This window comes from Rhodoferax sp. MLSD5-FHT05B10 (assembly GCF_058793415.1).
In genome coordinates, this window is record NZ_JBXAFT010000005.1 from 55,377 (window position 1) to 74,630 (window position 19,254).

The 19,254-nt window shown below is 65.3% G+C and carries 19 protein-coding genes; 8 read left to right on the forward strand and 11 right to left on the reverse strand.

The window, feature by feature from the left end; genetic code table 11:
• The 4 genes from pepN to AC1Q5W_RS09280 form a co-directional block, all read right to left on the reverse strand.
• Nucleotides 1–2,706, reverse strand: a complete 2,706-nt coding sequence (pepN, locus tag AC1Q5W_RS09265) for an aminopeptidase N (RefSeq protein ID WP_492645338.1) — start codon at nt 2,704–2,706, stop codon at nt 1–3.
• A complete protein-coding gene (locus tag AC1Q5W_RS09270) occupies nt 2,690–3,376 on the reverse strand; it encodes an HAD family hydrolase (RefSeq protein ID WP_492646166.1) in 687 nt (228 codons plus the stop codon). Before AC1Q5W_RS09270 ends, pepN begins: the two co-directional genes overlap by 17 nt.
• Before the next feature lie 2 nt (nt 3,377–3,378).
• A protein-coding gene (gene prfB, locus AC1Q5W_RS09275; RefSeq protein WP_492645339.1) for a peptide chain release factor 2 occupies nt 3,379–4,483 on the reverse strand; the annotation gives its coding sequence in 2 pieces (ribosomal slippage) (nt 3,379–4,401 and nt 4,403–4,483; 1,104 coding nt in all).
• 79 nt (nt 4,484–4,562) lie between these two features.
• Nucleotides 4,563–5,465, reverse strand: a complete 903-nt coding sequence (locus AC1Q5W_RS09280; protein ID WP_492645340.1) for an alpha/beta fold hydrolase — start codon at nt 5,463–5,465, stop codon at nt 4,563–4,565.
• Nucleotides 5,466–5,491: 26 nt separating this feature from the next.
• On the opposite strand from AC1Q5W_RS09280, the gene AC1Q5W_RS09285 reads away from it, so the two are divergent.
• The gene (locus AC1Q5W_RS09285; protein ID WP_492645341.1) at nt 5,492–7,297 is read left to right on the forward strand and encodes an acetate--CoA ligase; all 1,806 of its coding nucleotides are present in this window, start codon (nt 5,492–5,494) and stop codon (nt 7,295–7,297) included.
• A 22-nt stretch (nt 7,298–7,319) separates the two neighbouring features.
• On the forward strand, nt 7,320–8,384 hold the full coding sequence (locus tag AC1Q5W_RS09290; protein WP_492645342.1) for an aldo/keto reductase: 1,065 nt from the start codon (nt 7,320–7,322) through the stop codon (nt 8,382–8,384).
• 13 nt (nt 8,385–8,397) lie between these two features.
• Here AC1Q5W_RS09290 and AC1Q5W_RS09295 read toward each other — a convergent pair whose 3' ends face one another.
• On the reverse strand, nt 8,398–9,330 hold the full coding sequence (locus tag AC1Q5W_RS09295; protein ID WP_492645343.1) for a LysR family transcriptional regulator: 933 nt from the start codon (nt 9,328–9,330) through the stop codon (nt 8,398–8,400).
• 201 nt (nt 9,331–9,531) lie between these two features.
• Between AC1Q5W_RS09295 and AC1Q5W_RS09300 the strand changes: the two genes are divergently transcribed.
• The 3 genes from AC1Q5W_RS09300 to plsY all read left to right on the forward strand — a co-directional run bounded on the left by AC1Q5W_RS09300 (nt 9,532) and on the right by plsY (nt 11,332).
• Nucleotides 9,532–10,077 (forward strand): DUF4148 domain-containing protein, encoded by a 546-nt coding sequence (locus AC1Q5W_RS09300; RefSeq protein ID WP_492645344.1) that lies wholly within the window; start codon nt 9,532–9,534, stop codon nt 10,075–10,077.
• A gap of 73 nt (nt 10,078–10,150) precedes the next feature.
• On the forward strand, nt 10,151–10,642 hold the full coding sequence (locus AC1Q5W_RS09305) for an aminoacyl-tRNA deacylase (protein WP_492645345.1): 492 nt from the start codon (nt 10,151–10,153) through the stop codon (nt 10,640–10,642).
• Nucleotides 10,643–10,693: 51 nt separating this feature from the next.
• On the forward strand, nt 10,694–11,332 hold the full coding sequence (gene plsY / locus AC1Q5W_RS09310) for a glycerol-3-phosphate 1-O-acyltransferase PlsY (RefSeq protein WP_492645346.1): 639 nt from the start codon (nt 10,694–10,696) through the stop codon (nt 11,330–11,332).
• Nucleotides 11,333–11,372: 40 nt separating this feature from the next.
• Here plsY and AC1Q5W_RS09315 read toward each other — a convergent pair whose 3' ends face one another.
• From AC1Q5W_RS09315 to AC1Q5W_RS09325, 3 genes are read right to left on the reverse strand one after another with little or no spacing between them, the layout of a single operon-like run.
• Nucleotides 11,373–12,341 (reverse strand): HD-GYP domain-containing protein, encoded by a 969-nt coding sequence (locus tag AC1Q5W_RS09315; protein WP_492645347.1) that lies wholly within the window; start codon nt 12,339–12,341, stop codon nt 11,373–11,375.
• On the reverse strand, nt 12,342–12,998 hold the full coding sequence (locus AC1Q5W_RS09320) for a retropepsin-like aspartic protease family protein (protein WP_492645348.1): 657 nt from the start codon (nt 12,996–12,998) through the stop codon (nt 12,342–12,344).
• Complete coding sequence (locus AC1Q5W_RS09325) at nt 12,998–13,483, reverse strand: YajQ family cyclic di-GMP-binding protein (protein WP_492645349.1); 486 nt, start codon at nt 13,481–13,483, stop codon at nt 12,998–13,000. The genes AC1Q5W_RS09320 and AC1Q5W_RS09325 overlap by 1 nt, the downstream gene beginning before the upstream one ends.
• 121 nt (nt 13,484–13,604) lie before the next feature.
• Between AC1Q5W_RS09325 and murB the strand changes: the two genes are divergently transcribed.
• Together murB and AC1Q5W_RS09335 are read left to right on the forward strand one after the other, a co-directional pair.
• A complete protein-coding gene (gene murB / locus AC1Q5W_RS09330; RefSeq protein ID WP_492645350.1) occupies nt 13,605–14,675 on the forward strand; it encodes a UDP-N-acetylmuramate dehydrogenase in 1,071 nt (356 codons plus the stop codon).
• Nucleotides 14,676–14,719: 44 nt separating this feature from the next.
• Nucleotides 14,720–15,712, forward strand: coding sequence for a complex I NDUFA9 subunit family protein (locus AC1Q5W_RS09335; RefSeq protein ID WP_492645351.1), 993 nt, complete (start codon nt 14,720–14,722; stop codon nt 15,710–15,712).
• Nucleotides 15,713–15,766: 54 nt separating this feature from the next.
• Here AC1Q5W_RS09335 and argG read toward each other — a convergent pair whose 3' ends face one another.
• The 3 genes from argG to AC1Q5W_RS09350 form a co-directional block, all read right to left on the reverse strand.
• A complete protein-coding gene (gene argG, locus AC1Q5W_RS09340) occupies nt 15,767–17,110 on the reverse strand; it encodes an argininosuccinate synthase (RefSeq protein WP_492645352.1) in 1,344 nt (447 codons plus the stop codon).
• Between the two features lie 73 nt (nt 17,111–17,183).
• Nucleotides 17,184–17,510 carry a pyrimidine/purine nucleoside phosphorylase gene (gene ppnP / locus AC1Q5W_RS09345; protein ID WP_492645353.1) on the reverse strand — a complete coding sequence of 109 codons (327 nt, stop codon included), beginning with the start codon at nt 17,508–17,510 and terminating at the stop codon, nt 17,184–17,186.
• 37 nt (nt 17,511–17,547) lie between these two features.
• A complete protein-coding gene (locus AC1Q5W_RS09350) occupies nt 17,548–17,898 on the reverse strand; it encodes an ArsC family reductase (RefSeq protein WP_492645354.1) in 351 nt (116 codons plus the stop codon).
• Between the two features lie 38 nt (nt 17,899–17,936).
• Here AC1Q5W_RS09350 and folC point away from each other — a divergent pair, with 38 nt between their 5' ends.
• Nucleotides 17,937–19,247 carry a bifunctional tetrahydrofolate synthase/dihydrofolate synthase gene (folC, locus tag AC1Q5W_RS09355; protein ID WP_492645355.1) on the forward strand — a complete coding sequence of 437 codons (1,311 nt, stop codon included), beginning with the start codon at nt 17,937–17,939 and terminating at the stop codon, nt 19,245–19,247.
• Nucleotides 19,248–19,254 lie beyond the last annotated feature (7 nt).

The window sequence follows — 19,254 nt, forward strand, 5'->3', positions numbered from 1 at the left end:
TCAGTCTGCCAGTGCGCGGTCGACGACTTCGCGCACGTCATTGCTCAGGTCGGCCTTGGCGGCCACGCGGGCCAGGGCCTCGCGGGCGGCGCTGCGGTAGGGCTCGGCCAGCCGCTTCCAGCGGTCCAGGGCGCGGGCCAGGCGGGCGGCAACCTGCGGGTTGATGCTGTCGAGTTCGATCACGCGTTCGGCCCAGAACACATAGCCGGCCGCATCCGGGCGGTGGAAGCCACCGGGGTTGGCACTGCAGTAGCTGAAGATGACGCTGCGCGCCCGGTTGGGGTTGCGGATGTGGAAGTCTGGGTGGGTAAGCAGCTGGCGCACGGCCGGCAGCACCTGGCCATTGCGGTCGGGGGCGCCGGCCTGCAGGGCAAACCACTTGTCCAGCACCAGCTCCTCGTTCCTGAACAGGGCGTGGAACTGGGCCAGCGCCGGTGTGGCCAGGGCGTGGCCGCTGGCCACCAGCGCTTGCAGGGCGTTGAAGCGGTCGGTCATGTTGGCCGCAAGCTCGAAGCGCTGCAGCGCCTTGCCGGGCCAGACGGCATCGCCCGTCTCGCTGGCGGCCAGGCACAGGAAGTTGAGCGCCATGCCGGCCAGCGCGCGCCGGCCGGCCGAGACGGCGTCGGGGCGGTAGCCGCCGGTGTCCTGGTGGGCGTCAAACGCCCATTGCCAGTCGGCCTGCAGTTGCACGGCCAGTTGCAGGCGCATGGACTCGCGCACCGCGTGGATGCGCTGGGGGTCGACCACCTCCAGCTGCTCGGCGATGTAGGTCTCGCTGGGCAGGGTCAGCACCAGCTCCTTGAAGGCGGCGTCCAGCGTGGGGCTGCGCAGCACGCTGCGCATGGCTTCGATATAGGCATCATTCAGCACGCCAGACACCGCAGAACCTGCGTCGACAGCTATTGAATTGATAGCGCTGCGCAGCGCTAGGCGTTGCCCGGCTTCCCAGCGGTTGAACGGGTCGGGGTCGTTGGCCAGCAGGGTCAGCAGCTGGGCGTCGGTGTAGTCGAACTCCAGCACCACCGGGGCGCTGAAGCCGCGCAGGATGGAGGGAACGGGCTCTTCGTCCACCTGGGTAAAGGTGATGCTTTCGTCTTCGCCGGTCATCACCAGCAGGTGGCTGCCGGTGGCGGCCGCATCACGGCCTTGCAGCGTGAGGGGCAGGGCCGCGCCGCTGGTGCCGACCAGGCCCAGGCTGATCGGGATGACAAACGGTTCCTTGACCGTCTGGCCAGGTGTGGGCGCGCAGTGCTGGCGCAGGCGCAGGGTGTAGGTGCGCGCTGCCGCATCGAACTGGCCGCTGGCCTGCACGTGGGGCGTGCCGGCCTGGCTGTACCAGCGCTTGAACTGGGGCAGCAGGCGCGCCAGTTCGGAGGCTGGGTTGGCGTCGGCAATGGTCTGGGCAAAGTCGTCGCAGGTCACGGCCTGGCCATCAAAGCGTTCGAAGTACAGCTTCATGCCCCGGGCGAAGCCGTCGCGGCCCACCAGGGTCTGCATCATGCGCACCACCTCGGCACCTTTTTCGTAGATGGTGACGGTGTAGAAGTTGTTGATTTCGATGTAGCTGTCCGGGCGCACGGGGTGGGCCATGGGGCCGGCGTCTTCGGGAAACTGGGCGGTACGCAGCACGCGCACGTCTTCAATGCGCTTGACGGCGCGGGCGCTGGGCTCGGCGCACAGGTCCTGGCTGAATTCCTGGTCGCGGAACACGGTCAGGCCTTCCTTCAGGCTGAGCTGGAACCAGTCGCGGCAGGTGACGCGGTTGCCGGTCCAGTTGTGGAAGTACTCGTGGCCCACCACGCTTTCGATGTTGGAGTAATCCACATCGGTGGCCGTGGCCTGGTTGGCCAGCACGTACTTGGTGTTGAAGATGTTCAGGCCCTTGTTCTCCATGGCGCCCATGTTGAAGTCGCTGGTGGCGACGATCATGAAGCGCTCCAAGTCCAGCGAGAGGCCAAAGCGGGCCTCGTCCCAGGCCACGCTGGCCATGAGCGAATGCATGGCGTGCTCGGTCTTGTCCAGGTCGCCGGGGCGCACATAGACCTGCAGCAGGTGCTCCTTGCCGGCGCGGCTGGTGATGCGCTGCTCGCGTGCCACCAGCTGACCGGCCACCAGGGCAAACAGGTAGCTGGGCTTCTTGTGCGGATCGACCCACTTGGCGAAGTGGCGGCCGTCTTCCAGCGTGCCCTGTTCCACCAGGTTGCCGTTGGAGAGCAGCACCGGGTACTTGGCCTGGTCGGCGCGCAGCGTCACGGTGTAGCTGGCCATCACATCGGGGCGGTCCAGGAAGTAGGTGATGCGGCGGAAACCCTCGGCCTCGCACTGCGTGAAGAACGAGTCCTGGCTGACGTACAGGCCCGAGAGCTTGGTGTTCTTGACCGGGGCGCAGGTGGTGAAGATTTCCAAATCGAAGGGCTCCAGCCCTTCGGGCAGGTTTTCCAGCACCAGCTGGCTGCCCTCCATCTTGAAGGAGGTGCCCTGGCCGTTGACCAGCACGCGGGCCAGGTTGAGCTCTTCACCGTCGAGCTTCAGGGCTTGCGCGGCCACGTCGGGGTTGCGGCGCAGGCGCATCTTGTTGAGCACGCGGGTCTTGGCCGGGTCCAGGTCAAAGGTCAGATCAACGGTGTCAATCCGATAGGCGGGTGCCGTGTAGTCACCGCGGTGGATTACCGTGGCAGGGCCTTCGTTTTCACGCAGTTGCAACATGCAAGCTCTCCAGAAATTTTGATTCGAACAATTCGTTGTAGTCCCGCACATGGGCTAGCACGTGTGGCCCGTCCAGCTCGTGTGCGCTGTGGCCGCTGCAGATGGCCACGGCGCGCATGCCGGCGCGCCGCGCCGCTTCGATGCCAAAGGGCGCGTCTTCAAACACCACGCAGGCGCTGGCCGGCACACCGATGCGCCGGGCCACTTCCAGGAAAATTGCGGGTTCGGGCTTGCCGGGTAGGCCCTCGTCGCCGCCCACGACCGCTTGTGGCGGAACGGGCATCTTGAGGCGCGACAGCACGAAGGCAATGTTGGCCTGGTCCCCCGCGGTGCCCACGCCCATTTTCAGGCCGCGTGCCACGGCCTGTTCCGAGAAGGCGCCAAAGCCGGCCACCTCGGAAAAAACCGGTGCAAACAGCTCACGGTAGATCACCTCTTTTTCGTGGATGAGGGCCCAGGCCGCATCGTCATCCATCTCGCGCTGGAACAGCTCGCGGATGCATTCGGCGCCGTTGCGCCCGGTGGTGCGGCGCATCAGGTCGGGCAGGTCCAGATCGAGGCCGTGGCGGCGCGTGAACTCCACCCAGCTCTGGGCGTGCCAGGGCATGGAGTCGACCATGGTGCCGTCCATGTCAAAGATGAAGGCCTCGACCGGCCCGGTGCCCTGCATGCTCACACGCCCTGCTTCAGCGAGGCTTCGATGAACACGTCCAGGTCGCCGTCCAGCACCTTCTGCGTGGCCGAGACTTCGACGTTGGTGCGCAGGTCCTTGATGCGGCTGTTGTCCAGCACGTACGAGCGGATCTGGTGGCCCCAGCCCACGTCGGTCTTCGTGTCTTCCAGCTTTTGCTGCGCTTCCTGCTGCTTGCGCAACTCGAAGTCGTACAGGCGGCTACGCAAACGCTTCCAGGCCACGTCGCGGTTGCTGTGCTGGCTGCGTCCGTCCTGGCATTGCACCACGATGCCGGTGGGGATGTGGGTCAGGCGCACGGCCGAGTCGGTCTTGTTGATGTGCTGGCCGCCGGCGCCGCTGGCGCGGAAGGTGTCGGTGCGCACGTCCGACGGGTTGATCTCGATCTCGATCGAGTCGTCGATCTCGGGGTAGACAAACACGCTGGCAAAGCTGGTGTGGCGTCCGCCGGACGAATCGAACGGGCTCTTGCGCACCAGGCGGTGCACGCCAGTCTCGGTGCGCAGCAGGCCGAAGGCGTATTCGCCCTCGATCTTGATGGTGGCGCCCTTGATGCCGGCGGTGTCGCCTGCGGTCTCGTCTTCAATGGTGGTCTTGAAGCCCTTGCGCTCGGCGTATTTCAGATACTGGCGCAGCAGCATGCTGGCCCAGTCGCAGGCCTCGGTGCCGCCGGCGCCGGCCTGGATGTCCAGGAAGCAGTTCAGCGGGTCCGCCGGGTTGTTGAACATGCGGCGGAATTCCAGGTCCTTGATGATGGCGGCCAGCTTCCCGGTCTCGCCTTCGATGGTCATCAGGCCGGCTTCGTCGCCGTCCTCCTTGCTCATCTCAAACAGTTCGCTGTTGTCGGCCAGTTCGCTTTCCAGCGTGTTGAGCGTGACGACCACGCCGTCGAGCAGCTTCTTTTCCTTGCCCAGTTCCTGGGCGCGCTTGGGGTCGTTCCAGACTGTGGGGTCTTCTAGCGACGCGTTGACCGTGCGCAGGCGTTCGGCTTTGGCATCGTAGTCAAAGATACCCCCGTAACTCTTGGGCCCTGGCGCTCAGGTCCGCGAGGGTGGTGCCAATGAGGTTGATGCGTTCTGCTTCCATGGTGCGGGTCCTAAACAAGAGGTATTCGAATAACCCGCTATTTTCTCATGCCGGGCCCCCGGCCGCTGCGGGGGCCTGTTCAGGCAATAAAGCGCTCGATCAGCGCCGCCAGGACCTCGGGCTGGTCGTGGTGCATCATGTGGCCGGCGTCGGGAATCAGGGCGATTTCCACGTCGGGCACCGCTCGGATGCGCTCGTGGTACTGGGCCAGGGTGTACTTGCCTTTCCACCACATGTCCAGGCTGTTGTCGGAGGCCTCCACGGCCAGCACAGGCATGCTCAGGCGCCGGTAGTGCGCCAGGGCTTCTTCCACGTGGTACAGGTGCGCGCTGGTGATCTTGTGCGCCGGCTGGCCCATGATGGCCCACTGGCCCTGCACGGTTTCCTGGGCCCAGTGCCGCGCCAGCCATTCGGCCTTGTCCGGGCTCAGGCGGGGGTTGGTCTTCATCAGCCGGCGGGCCACGCCGCTGACAGCGTCGTAGGCCTTGAGGTCCATCTCGCCGCGGTGCAGCTTCTTGAGCTCGTCCATCCACGTGGCGTAGCGCAGCGGGGCCTGCTCGGGCAGGGTGGCGGGCAGGCCAAAGCCTTCCAGGTTGACCAGCCGGCGGATGCGCTCGGGGCGCACGCCGGCGTACATCATCACCACGTTGCCGCCCAGGCTGTGTCCCACCAGGTTGACGGGTTGGTCGGGCGCGTAGTGGTCCAGCAGGAAATCCAGGTCCGCCATGTAGTCGGGGAACCAGAAGGCATCCACCCCGCCCGAGGGGGTGCGGCCGTAGCCGCGCCAGTCGGGGGCAATGATGTAGTGATCCTGCGAGAAGGCGTCCACCACGAACTGGTAGCTGGCCGCCACGTCCATCCAGCCGTGGACCATGACCAGGGGAATCTTGTCGGGGGCGGGTTCGCCCCAGACCTGCACGTGGTATTGCAGCGTGCGTATAGGTACAAACTCGCTACGGAAAACTCTTTTGACTTGGTACATTGACACACATCATACGGAGGTGCCTTGTGAGCGTGAGTCAAAGCAGTGACAGGACGGTGCTGGCGCAGCCGCCCGCCGCATACACCCGGCTGCATGCCGCATTCCGCTGGGCGGTTCCCGAGGCGTTCAACATCGCCCAGGTTTGCTGCGCGCGTTGGGCGGCGCAGGCGGATGCTACAAAAAAAATAGCTATCTGCGCATATTCCACGGACGCTGAACCCGTTTTCTATACCTATGCGCAGCTGCAGGAGCAGGCCAACCGCCTGTCGGGTGTGCTGGCTGTGTTGGGCGTGCAACGGGGCGACCGGGTGGCCATTGTCATGCCCCAGTGCTTCGAGACCGCGGTGGCCTACATGGCCGTGTTGCAGATGGGTGCGGTAGCCATGCCCCTGTCGCTGCTGTTTGGCCCCGACGCCCTGGAGTACCGGCTGCACGACAGCGAGGCGGTGCTGGCCATTGGCGACGCCAGCGCACTGGACAGCCTGCAGACCGTGCGCGACAACTGCCCCCTGCTGCGCACCGTGCTGGGTGTGGGCGATCTGGACGCCACGCGGGGGCGGGCCGACCTCAATTTCGCTGCCGCGCTGGCGCAGGAGCGCGCCCATTTCGCACCGGTGCCCACGCTGGCGGACGACCCCGCCGTGCTGATCTACACCAGCGGCACCACCGGCAACCCCAAAGGCGCGCTGATTCCGCACCGGGCGCTCATCGGCAACCTGCCGGGCTTTGTGGCCAGCCAGAACTGGTTTGGCTTTGACGGCCGGGACAACCGGGAAACCGAAGCCGTCTTCTGGTCGCCGGCCGACTGGGCCTGGACCGGCGGGCTGATGGACGCCCTGCTGCCCACCCTGTACTTCGGGCGGCCCATCGTGGCGTACAACGGCCGCTTCAGCCCGCAGACGGCGCTGGCGCTGATGGGGCAGTGCGGGGTCACGCACACCTTTCTGTTCCCCACTGCGCTCAAGGCCATGATGAAGGCCTACCCGGGTTCGCCCCGGCGCACGGTGGCGCAGCAGTTCGGGCTCAGGCTGCAGGCCATCATGAGCGCGGGCGAGGCGGTGGGCGACGCCGTGTTCGCCTACTGCCAGCGGCAGCTGGGCGTGGCGCCCAACGAGATGTTCGGCCAGACCGAGATCAACTACATCGTGGGCAACTGCAATACCCTGTGGCCCTCCAAGCCCGGCAGCATGGGCATGGGCTACCCCGGCCACCGGGTGGCGGTGATCGATGACGACGGGCAGGAGTGCCCGGTGGGCGTGCCGGGCGATGTGGCCCTGCACCGCCTGGACGTGCACGGCCAGCCGGACCCCATCTTCTTCCTGGGCTACTGGAAGAACGAGGCTGCCACCCGGGCCAAGTTCACCGAAAGGAATGGCGAGGGGGAGTGGTGCCGTACCGGCGACCTGGCGGTGCGCGACGCCGAGGGCTACCTCTGGTACCAGGGCCGTTCGGACGACGTGTTCAAGGCCGCGGGCTACCGCATCGGCCCGGGCGAGATCGAGAATTGCCTGGTCAAGCACCCCGCGGTTATGAACGCCGCCGTGGTGCCCAAACCCGACCCCGAGCGCGGCGCGCTGGTCAAGGCCTATGTGGTGATTGCTCCTGATTTCATAGCTGTCTGCGCAGGCAATACGGTCGCTTTGGAGCAATTGAAGACCAAATTGGTGACCGAGCTGCAGGTCCATGTGAAGGGCCTGCTGGCGCCCTACGAGTACCCCAAGGAGATCGAGTTCCTGGACGCGCTGCCCATGACGACCACCGGCAAGGTGCAGCGGCGCGTGCTGCGCCTGCAGGAAGAGGAGAGAGCCCGTAAACTCGTTGCTCCCTCCTGATTCCTTCCTTTTCAAGCGTCTTATGAAACCTGTTCAACTTGGCCAGAGCGATCTGCGCGTACCCCCCATCTGTCTGGGCACCATGACCTTTGGCGAGCAGGTCGATGAACCCACGGCCTTTGCCATCATGGACCGTGCGGTGGAGCGCGGTGTCACCTTTTTTGACACTGCGGAGATGTACGCCGTGCCGCCCCGGGCCGAAACTTTCAACGCCACGGAGAAGATCATGGGCCACTGGCTGGCCCAGCGCCCCGGCCTGCGCGAGAAACTGGTCATTGCCACCAAGGTGGCAGGGCCCTCCCGCGGCATGCCGTGGATACGTGGCGGCAAGGCCGACCTGACGGCGCGCGACATCGTGGAGGCCTGCGACGGCAGCCTGCAGCGCCTGGGGACCGATGTGATCGACCTGTACCAGATCCACTGGCCCACCCGCGCAGTGCCCATGTTCGGCGCCCTGTACTACAACCCCGCGCACGACCGGCCGGTGACCAGCATCCACGAACAGCTCGAGGCGCTGGGTCAGCTCGTCAAGGCGGGCAAGGTTCGCGCGGTGGGCCTGTCCAACGAAACCCCCTACGGCGTGCACGAATTCGTGCGGCTGGCCGAGCAGCACAACCTGCCGCGCGTGGCCACGGTGCAGAACGTCTACAGCCTGATCAGCCGCGGGCTGGAAAACGCGCTGGACGAAACCATGCACCGCCTGGGCGTGTCGCTGCTGGCCTACTCGCCGCTGGCCTTCGGGCTGCTGACCGGCAAGTACGACGCGAGCGGCATTGACGGGCCGACCGCGCCCAAGGAGGCTCGCATTGCCAAGTTCGAGTCGGTGCGCAAGCAGCGCTGGGGCCGCAAGGAGTCGTTTGCCGCCGCCGTGCGCTACAACGCCCTGGCGCGGGACCACGGCATGACGCCGGCGCAGATGGCGTTGGCCTTTTGCTACACCAAGTGGCAGGTGGCCAGCACCATCATCGGCGTGACTTCGGTGGCGCAACTCGACGAAGACATCAACGCCTGGGGCACGCAGCTGTCGCCCGAGGTGCTGGCCGCCATCGACGCCATCCGCTGGGAAATCCGCGACCCCGCCGTTTGACGGCTGGGCCGCTTCAGCAGTTTTCGCAGGCGTTCAGCGCGGACGACACCTGCAGGCGGGTCTGCTCCGTCAGGTAGTCCAGAAAGACCCGTGTGCGCTGCGGCAGGAACTTGCGGCTGGGCAGCGCGGCGTACATGGTGAGCTGCCCGCTGATCCAGGGCCGCAGCACTCGCACCAGGGCACCACTGGCCAGGTGCACCGCGGCCAGGTCCACCGACGTGGACGTGATGCCGGCCCCGTCCAGGGCGGCTTGCAGCAGGGTGTCGGTGTGGTTGGCCCAGATCACCGGCTCCACTTCCAGGTCCCGGTATTCCTGCGGGTTGTCGGCCTGGAACAGGTGCCAGATGCGCGGGCGCAGGCCGGGCGCCTTCAGGCGCAGGCAGTCGTGCTGGGCCAGTTCCTCGGGCGCCATGGGCGTGCCCCGGCGTTTCAGGTAGGCAGGCGAGGCCACCAGAATGGCTTCGGTCGAAACCACCTTGCGCGCGATCACGTCGCCGTCAAAATTCGCGCCAGCAGCCAGCAGGGTGATGTCGTAATCCTCGATGGGCGGCTCGTTGAACGTCTCGACGTCGATGTCGAGCCGGATCTTGGGGTACAGCTGGCGAAAGCCCGCCATCAGCGGCGCCAGCACATAGGTGGCCAGCACCGGTGGCGCCAGCAGGCGCAGCACGCCGGCGAGTTCGTGCGTGTGCGAGCTGGCCATCTGGTCGGCTTCGTCGATGTCCTGCAAGATGGCACGCACCCGGCCCAGGTAGGTCTCGCCGGCATCGCTGAGCGACAGGCGGCGCGTGGTGCGGTGCAACAGGCGGGTGCCCAGGTGGTCTTCCAGGTCGGCAACCAGGCGGGTCACCACGGCAGGGGACATGTCCAGGGCCCGTGCGGCAGCGGCAAAACCGCCTTCATCGATCACCCGCTGGAATACCCGCATCGACATTAATCGGTCCATAGAGCCTTTGAGTAGCGATTCAAGACCTTGATTATTTCTTATTTGGCAACGTATCGGTGACTAAATGGGTATTTCTCTCTGTCGATGGAAATTTTAAAGTTCACTCCATCGACGAGACGCATCTTTAAACGCCCCATCGATGCCGTTCAAACAACCGCCGGTTGCCCGAACGGGATCTTCAACTTTAAAAGGATACTCATCATGAAAAAGAATGCATACGCTGCCGCCATCGCTCTGGCTATCACCACTTTGGCTGCCGGCCAGGTTCTGGCTGCTGATACTTCCGTCCAAGGCAAGACCCGCGACCAGGTGCGTGCTGAACTGGCTGAAGCCCAGCGCACCGGCGACATCGTCGTGGGCAAGAGCGGCGACGAACTGGGCGTGGGCCGCAAGCTCAACGAAGTGGCTCCCGCCAGCTACCCGGCCAAGGCTGTGGTCCAGGGCAAGACCCGCGCCCAGGTGAAGGCTGAGCTGGCTGAAGCCCAGCGCACCGGTGACATCGTCGTGAGCGCCAATGCCGGCGACGAGCTGGGTGTGGGCCGCAAGCTCAACGAAGTGGCCCCCGCAAGCTACACGGCTGCCAAGGCTGACCCCCAGGGCAAGACCCGCGCCCAAGTGAAGGCCGAACTGGCTCAAGCCCAACGCAACGGTGACATCGTGGTGGGCAACAGCGGTGACGAACTGGGCGTAGGCCGCAAGCTCAACCAAGTGTTCCCCGGCCGCTACGCTGCCAAAGCCGTCAACTAATCGACGGTACATCCAGAAAAAGGGACTTCGGTCCCTTTTTTCATGGCTGGGCGGGCAGTGGAAAATACCGCCCATGGCCAAAAAAGAACATGTCAGCGAAACCCCTGCCACCCAGATGCTCAAGGCGCACCGGGTGGCGTTTACCGAGCATCCGTACGAGTACCTGGAACACGGGGGCGCCCAGCACAGCGCCGCGGTGCTGGGTTTTGACCCGTTCACGGTGGTCAAGACGCTCATCATGCAGGACCAGGATGCCAAACCCCTGGTGATTCTGATGCACGGCAACCGCAAGGTGTCCACCAAGAACCTGGCACGCCAGATCGGCGCCAAGTCGGTCGAGCCCTGCGCCCCCGAGGTGGCCAACCGCCACAGCGGCTACCTGGTGGGGGGAACGTCGCCCTTTGGCACCCGGCGGGCCATGCCGGTCTATATCGAGGAAAGCATCCTGACTCTGCCCACAATCCTGATCAACGGCGGGCGCCGGGGCTACCTGGTGGGAATCGACCCGGCGGTGTGCGTGCAATTGCTGGCGGCAAAAGCGGTACAGTGCGCACTGGCCGAATGAGGCCTGCACCGCTGGCGCTGGGCTGGCGGTGTGCTGTCAGGAGAACTGGTTTTGGATTCCCTCGTTTCTTTTTTCCCCTTGCTGGCCACGGTGGTCGCGTATCTGGTGGGCTCGCTGTCGTTTGCGGTCATTGTGAGTCGCGCCATGGGTCTCAATGACCCGCGCACCTATGGCAGCAAGAACCCCGGTGCCACCAACGTGCTGCGCTCTGGCAGCAAGGCCGCCGCCGTGGTGACCCTGTTGCTCGACGCCTTCAAGGGCTGGTTGCCGGTGATGCTGGTCAAGTGGTTTGGCGAGCCCTATGGCCTGGGCGATGGCACCGTGGCCCTGGTGGGGCTGGCGGCCTTTGTGGGGCATCTGTTTCCGGTGTTTTTCCGCTTTGTGGGCGGCAAGGGTGTGGCCACCGCGCTGGGCGTGCTGCTGGCCATCAGCGGGATACTGGGCCTGGCGACTGCCGCGACCTGGCTGGTGGTGGCCTACGCTTTCCGCTATTCGTCGCTGGCATCCCTGGTGGCGGCCCTGTTTGCCCCCGTGTATTACATCTTTGGCGACGGCGTGGCCTGGGCTATGGACAAGAGCATTCTGCTGGCGATTGCGGTCATGTCCCTGCTGCTGGTCTGGCGCCATGCCGAAAACATTGCGCGCCTGGTCAAGGGCACCGAGTCCCGGCTGGGCAAGAAGAAAGCCTGATTCCCCGCCATCCCGCCCCCCAGTTGCGTGGGGGCCGGGCCTACAGCGTCTGCGCGGCGAAGCTGCCCAGTTGCAGGATGTGGAAATGGTTCAACCGGGCGCGCACGGCGGAGGCCGTCAGGGCCGACCGGATGCGCAGGTTGTTGTCGGCCGTGCGGTGCAGGCGGGGTGTGGGAATCAGCTCGCCGTTGGCCTTGCCGACAATGGCCACGTAGGGCAGGTTGTGCTTGCTGCTGCGGCGCACCACCACTGCCAGTTCGTCGTTGTCCATCCGCACATAGGTGCCGGGCGGGCAAAGCCCCACGGCGCGCACCAGGGCGTGGCCGATCTCGTCGCTTTTTTCCGAGGCATTGGCCAGCACGGTCCGCGCCGATTCGGCCGCACTGCGCCCCGAGCGGGACAAGCGCGGGCTGATCATGGCCGCGTAGCGGTCCACCACCTTGAGGATGCGGGCCAGCCGCGTGGCCGGGGGGCTGAGGCGCGGGTCCTGGCGCTCCAGGACTTCGTCGTGGTGGGCGGTCACGATGTCGAGCCACTGGGTGTCCAGCACTCCCAGGTTGGCCAGCATCATGGCGCCCTTGATGGCGTGGGCGCGAATGATGGCCTGCTGCTCGGGCGTGGGTTTTTCCGTCTGGTTGGCCAGTTCGTTCTGCAACGCCGTCATGGCGATGTTCATGGTCAGGGCGGCGCGCACCAGGCTGTCACGCTCGCTGGGAGACACGCCCAGCTCGGACGCAACGACGTGGCACAGGGTGGCGCACACCAGTGCGTGCGATGCGCTGTAGCCCACCGGGGAGTTGCTGGCGAGCTGGAACAGCAAATACAGTCCCACATCCGGGTCGCGCTGCATCAGGCCCTGCATCCAGCGGTCGTACTGCACCACGCGGTGTGCAAACTCCTGGGTGCTGCCCGGGTTGTTCAGGATGACGGACAGGCCTGACTCGAGGTCAGACCACTGCCCCAGCATGTCCTCGTACTCGTATTCGTTATGGATGGTCACGGCCGGCATTCAATAGCGTTTGTCAAGGACCATCTGGTCGTTGGTGCGTGTCATCTGGAAGTGTGTCAGGAAGCTGTTGCCCAGCAGCACGAAGGGCATGGAGGCCGGGGACACCACGGCGTCCACGCCGTACACCACCACGTCGCCCACGCGCACCGACGCCACCTTGACCAGCCAGGCGGGTACGACACCGTTGGCCGTGCCCAGCTGGGTGGGCTGCCCGGCCTTGTAGTTGATGCCCATGCGCTCTGCCTCGGCCACGCTCATGGCCACTTTGGTAGCGCCGGTGTCCACCATGAACTGGACCGAGCGGCCATTGATCTGGCCCTGGGTCAGGAAGTGGCCGCCGGACCCCGCCGTCAGTACCACCCGGCTGCCGCCGGCGTCGCCCCCGGCAGACGCACTGCCCACGCTGGCAGGGGCGTCACCCACGCGCAGCGTGTGCCGCTTGCCGGCTATCTCGACCACGGCCTGGTCGCCCTGGGTGGAGACGATCTTGACACCCCGGTAGGTCTCGCCGGCCGCCACGGACTTGGGCGCAGCCCCGTCCACAATGACCAGCGCCTTGCCGCCCAGCATTCCCGAGAGGGCCACGGTCTGGGCCAGCGCCACGGTGCCACTGGTGAGAGCGGCGGTCAGCAGGAGGGACAAAACGGCGGTTTTCATCAGTCGCGGAAGTTGTTGAAATCCAGCGGCACGTCGGTGATTTCCTTGCGCAGCAGGGCCATGGTGGCCTGCAGGTCGTCACGCTTGGCGCCGGTGACGCGCACTTTCTCTTCCTGGATGGCGGCCTGGACCTTGATCTTGCTGTCCTTGATCAGGCGCTGGATCTTCTTGGCCAGTTCGGACTCGATGCCGTTGCGCACCTTGACCACGCGCTTGACCTTGTCGCCGCCCATCTTCTGCATGTCGCCCACGTCCAGGAAGCGGACATCGACCTTCTGCTTGGTGAGCTTGTTGCGCAGCACGTCCAGGATCTGTTCCAGCTGGAAGTCCGCATCACCGATGACCGTGATTTCCTTGTCCTTGATCTCAATGGAGGCAGACGTGCCTTTGAAGTCAAAGCGGGTGGCGATTTCCTTGGCGGAATTTTCCACACCGTTCTTGACGTTGACCATATCGGCTTCGCAGACGGTATCAAAAGAAGGCATATTTTTTAGCAATAGTTGGTTCGCCACCCATGTCGGTCCCGGGTTGCGCGTTTCGAACGACAAGGCCATGACCGACCCGGCCTGCGCGGGGTGCCTGGCACCCCAATGCGACAATCCTGCCATGTTAGTCGAGAAAAACGTCCCGCTCCAGCCCTTCAACACCTTCCATATCGTGGCCAAGGCTCATGCCCTGGTGCGCGTCGGCAGCGAGGCCGATGTGCGGGAGCTGCTGGCCGACCCCGAATGGGGCGGTACGCCGAAATTTGTGCTCGGCGGCGGCAGCAACGTGGTATTCACCGGTGACGTGAAGCCGGTGGTGCTCAAGGTGGAGGTCAAGGGGCGGCGCCTGGTAGCGGAAACCGACAAAGCCTTCATCGTGGAGGCGGGTGGGGGCGAGATCTGGCACGACTTTGTCGCCTGGACGCTGGCGCAGGGCTATCCGGGGCTGGAAAACATGGCCCTGATTCCCGGCACGGTGGGGGCATCTCCGGTGCAAAACGTGGGTGCCTACGGTGTGGAGCTGCAGGACCGCTTCGATTCGCTGGATGCGGTGGACCTGCAGACCGGCCAGCTATTCACGCTCAATGCCGCCCAATGTGCCTTTGGCTACCGCGACTCGGTGTTCAAACACGGTGGCACCGTGCAGTCCGGTGGCCACCAGGTACTGGGGCTGAAGGACCGGGCCCTGATCCTGCGCGTGCGCTTTGCCCTGCCCAAGGCCTGGAAGCCGGTCCTGGGCTACGCCGACATCGAGAAAAAGATGGCCGAACAGGGCTGCACCCAGCCCACGGCGCAGCAGCTGTTTGACTGGGTGTGCGCCATTCGCCGCGCCAAGCTGCCTGATCCGGCCGTCATTGGCAACGCCGGCAGCTTCTTCAAGAACCCCACGGTCACCCCCGAGCAGTGCGCCGACATCATCGCCCGCGACCCCAAGGTGGTGCACTACCACCTGGCCGATGGCTCGGTGAAGCTGGCCGCTGGCTGGCTGATTGACTCCTGTGGTTGGAAGGGCAAGTCGGTCGGCCAGGCCGGGGTCTACGAAAAGCAGGCCCTGGTGCTGGTGAACCGGGGGGCGGGCACCGACGGCAACGGCGCCACCGGGGGCGAGGTCATGACACTGGCCAAGGCGATCCAGACCAGCGTGTACGAACGCTTCGGTATCCTGCTGGAGCCCGAGCCGGTGGTGGTGTAGGTAAAGATTTGCACGACTGCGCGCGCATGCGGTAGATTGCGGCCATGAACAACATTCTGGTTTTGGGTGGCACGGGGTTTATCGGTGCCCATGTGTGCGAAAAGCTGGTACGCCAGGGGTGGAACGTCACGGTTCCCACCCGCCGGCGCAGCAACGCCAACCACCTGCAGCACCTGCCGTCGCTCACCGTGCTGGAGCTGGACGTGCACAACGAAGCCGCCCTGACCCATGCCATGCAGGGGCAGGATGCCGTCGTCAACCTGGTTGCCATCCTGCACGGAACACCTGCCGCGTTCGACAAGGTCCATGTGATCCTGCCGCAAAAGCTGGCCCGCGCCTGCCAGGCGCAGCGGGTGCGCCAGCTGGTGCACATCAGCGCGCTGGGTGCGGACCACCAGCGCCCGGGAACCGCGCCGTCCGAATACCTGCGCAGCAAGGGGCGGGGCGAAGCGGTGTTGCGGACGGCCGCCGCCGAGTCGGGGATGGAGCTGACGGTTCTGCGGCCCAGCGTGGTCTTTGGCCCGGAGGACCAGTTTCTCAACCTGTTTGCGCGGCTGCAGAAAACCTGGCCGGTCATGCCACTGGCCGGCGCCCGGGCGCGTTTCCAGCCGGTGTGGGTGGAAGACGTGGCAACGGCCGTGGTGCGCAGCTTGGAGCGCCGTGTAGGTCCTGGGCTGCGCAGCCCCTCCGTGCGCACGCTGGAGGCCTGCGGCCCGGAAGTGTTCACCCTGGCCGATCTGGTGCGCCTTGCGGCACGGCTCAGCGGTGTCAACCAGGGCCGGGGGCGCCCGATCGTGCCACTGCCCGATTGGCTGGGACGCTTGCAGGCCTTGCTGCTGGAGTGGGCGCCCGGTGGGCCGCTGATGAGCCGGGACAACCTCGACTCCATGCGCGTCGACAACGTGGCCACGGGGCAGGTGCCGGGGCTGCAGGCGCTGGGGATTACGCCGTCGGCACTGCAACCCATTGCCGCGGACTACCTGACCCGCAACCAGCCGGGGCAGGGGTTGTTGCGTCTGCGCCAGCGGCTGCGTTAGCGCGCCCATGAAAAAGGGCCGCACGCAGCGGCCCTTGGCTTTTTGCAGCGCGCGTTACTTCTTGGTCGCGTGGTGCAGGTTGAGGAAGTCGCCGTCCTGTCCCATGGTCAGCAGGCCGCTCTGGGCATAGATGCCCAGCTTGGCGCGGGTGTCCTTGATGTCCAGGTTGCGCATGGTCAGCTGGCCGATGCGGTCCAGCGGGCTGAAGGGCGCGTCTTCCACCTTTTCCATCGACAGGCGCTCGGGTGCGTAGGTCAGGTTGGGGCTTTCGGTGTTGAGCAGCGAGTAGTCGTTGCCGCGACGCAATTCCAGCGTGACCGTGCCGGTGATGGCGCGAGCCACCCAGCGCTGGGCGGTTTCGCGCAGCATGATGGCCTGGCTGTCGAACCAGCGGCCCTGGTACAGCAGGCGGCCTAGCTTGCGGCCGCTGTCGCGGTACTGCTCGATGGTGTCTTCGTTGTGGATGCCGGTGACCAGGCGCTCGTAGGCGATGAACAGCAGCGCCAGGCCCGGGGCTTCGTAGATGCCGCGGCTCTTGGCTTCGATGATGCGGTTCTCGATCTGGTCGCTCATGCCCAGGCCGTGGCGGCCACCGATGCGGTTGGCTTCCAGGAACAGGCTCACCAGGTCGGGGTATTCCACGCCGTTGAGTGCCACGGGGCGGCCTTCTTCAAAGGTGACGCTCACCTCCTCGGCCTTCACCACGCAGTCGTCCTTCCAGAAGGGAACGCCCATGATGGGGTTGACGATCCGGATGCCGGAGTTCAGGTTCTCCAGATCCTTGGCCTCGTGCGTGGCGCCCAGCATGTTGCTGTCGGTGGAGTACGCCTTTTCGGCCGACATCTTGTAGCCAAAGCCGTGGGCCGTCATGAAGGCCGACATTTCGGCGCGGCCGCCCAGCTCGTCGATGAAGGCCTGGTCCAGCCAGGGCTTGTAGATTTTCAGGCTGGGGTTGGTGAGCAGGCCATAGCGGTAGAAACGCTCGATGTCGTTGCCCTTGAAGGTGGAGCCGTCACCCCAGATGTTGACATCGTCTTCCTTCATGGCCGACACCAGCATGGTGCCGGTCACGGCGCGGCCCAGCGGCGTGGTGTTGAAGTAGGTCACGCCAGCGGTGGAGATGTGGAAGGCGCCCGACTGCAGGGCCGCCAGACCTTCGGCCGCCAGTTGCGGGCGGCAGTCGACCAGGCGGGCTTTCTCGGCGCCGTATTCCATGGCCTTGCGGGGGATTTCGTCATAGTCCGCTTCGTCGGGCTGGCCCAGGTTGGCGGTGTAGGCGTAGGGCACGGCGCCCTTGAGCTTCATCCAGTGCAGGGCGGCGCTGGTGTCCAGGCCGCCGGAAAAGGCGATGCCGACCTTCTGGCCGACGGGAATTTTTTGGAGGATGGTATTGGACATGAATGTGGCCTCTAGCCCGCGTGGAATATGCGCAAGCAGCTATGGAAAAAGGAGCAACTTGGAGCTGGCTGGATCAGCCGAAGTGGCAGATGTAGTGGTAGGGCTCGGTGACGCGGATGTCGAACGAGGAATTGCCCGGCACACTGAACTTCTCACCGGCGCTGGACTTGACCCAGGCGTCGCTGTCCTTGAGCTTGTACTCGCAGCTGCCGACCACGCATTCCATGATCTCGGGTGCGCCGGTGTTGAAGGTCAGGGTGGCGGGTAGTACCACGCCCACGGACTTCTTCGTGCCATCGGGGAAAGTGATGCCGTGGCTGACGCATTTTCCGTCGAAGTAGACGCTGGCTTGGGTGGTGACGGACACGCCGTCGATCCGTGCGGTGGGGGTGGTGCTCATGGGGTCAGGGTAGTGAAATGCGGTTGGAGGGGGGATTTTAGGGCAGGCGGGCCGCAAAGCCGTCGGGCGTGAAGCCGACCGTCACGCGGCCGTCGGGCCATTCGACCACCGGGCGCTTGATGACGCTGGGTTGGAGCAGCACCAGGGCCCGTGCGCTGGCGGTGTCGGTGACGGCCGCTTTGGCGGCGTCATCGAGCGTGCGCCAGGTGGTGCCTTTGCGGTTGACCAGCGTTTCCCAGCCCACGGCGGCCAGCCAGGCGTCGAGCTGCGGCTCGGGCACGCCCTGCTTCTTGAAGTCGTGGAACCGGTAGTCCTGGCCATGGTCGATGAGCCAGGTGCGGGCTTTTTTGACGGTGTCGCAGTTGGGAATGCCGTAAAGGGTGGTCATGGCAGGGATTTTGGCATGTGCGCGACAATCGGGTCCGTATGGAATCACTTACCACCCTTGAAGACTGGCTGGCGCATTGCGAGCGCCTGCATCCCACCACCATAGACCTGGGCCTGGAGCGCGTGCGCACCGTGGCGGACCGCATGGCCATCCGTTTCGAATGCCCGGTGATCACCGTGGCCGGCACCAACGGCAAGGGTTCCACCTGCGCCATGCTGGAAGCCATTCTGGGGCAGGCCGGTTACCGCACCGGGGTGTACACCTCGCCCCATCTGGTGCGCTTCGAGGAGCGGCTGCGCCTGTTGGGGGAAGCGGTGGATGCTAGCCATTTGATAGCAGGCTTCGCAGCCGTCGAGCGGGCCAGAACCCAAAATGGTGCTGAAATATCGCTGACCTATTTTGAGTTCTCCACCCTCGCCATTCTGGATGTGATGGCGCGCAGCGGCCTGGACGCCGTGATTCTGGAAGTGGGTCTGGGTGGGCGGCTGGACGCGGTCAACATCATTGATCCCGACTGCGCCATCATCACCAGCGTCGATCTGGACCACATGGAATTCCTGGGCAACGACCGCGAAAGCATTGGGCGGGAGAAGGCCGGCATCATGCGTACCGATCGCCCGGTGGTGGTGAGCGATCCCATGCCGCCCCAAAGCGTGTTGGACCATGCGCTGGAGGTCGGTGCCGACCTGTGGCGCTTTGGCGTGGATTTCAATTTCTCGGGCGACAAGCAACAGTGGGGCTGGGCCGGCCGCGGTCGGCGTTACAGCGGGCTGGCCTATCCGGCCCTGCGCGGCGCCAACCAGCTGGTCAACGCCAGCGGCGTGCTGGCCGCGCTCACCGCCTTGCGTGAGCAACTGCCGGTCACCGCGCAGGCGGTGCGCAACGGGCTGGCCTTTGTGGAGCTGCCGGGGCGTTTCCAGATCGTTCCGGGGCAGCCCACGCTGGTGTTGGATGTGGCGCACAACCCGCATTCGGTGGCGGCACTGGCGGCCAATCTGGACGCCATGGGCTATTTTCCCACCACGCACGCCATTTTTGGCGCCATGGCCGACAAGGATCTGGCTCCCATGTTTGCCAAGGTCGCTCCGCTGATCGACCGCTGGTATTTCACCGATCTACCCACGCCGCGTGCCGCGACGGGCGCGGCCCTGCAGGCGCAGTGGCAGGCCCAGAATACGCGTAAGGACACGGCGGCGCTGGCGTTTGCCGACCCCATGCAGGCGCTGCAGGCGGCCATCGATGCCGCAGACCCCACTGATAGAATCATCGTCTTTGGATCGTTCTATACCGTGGGTGGCGTGCTGCAACAGGGCGTACCGCGGCTGCATGCCAAACACCTGAACTCCTGAGTCACCC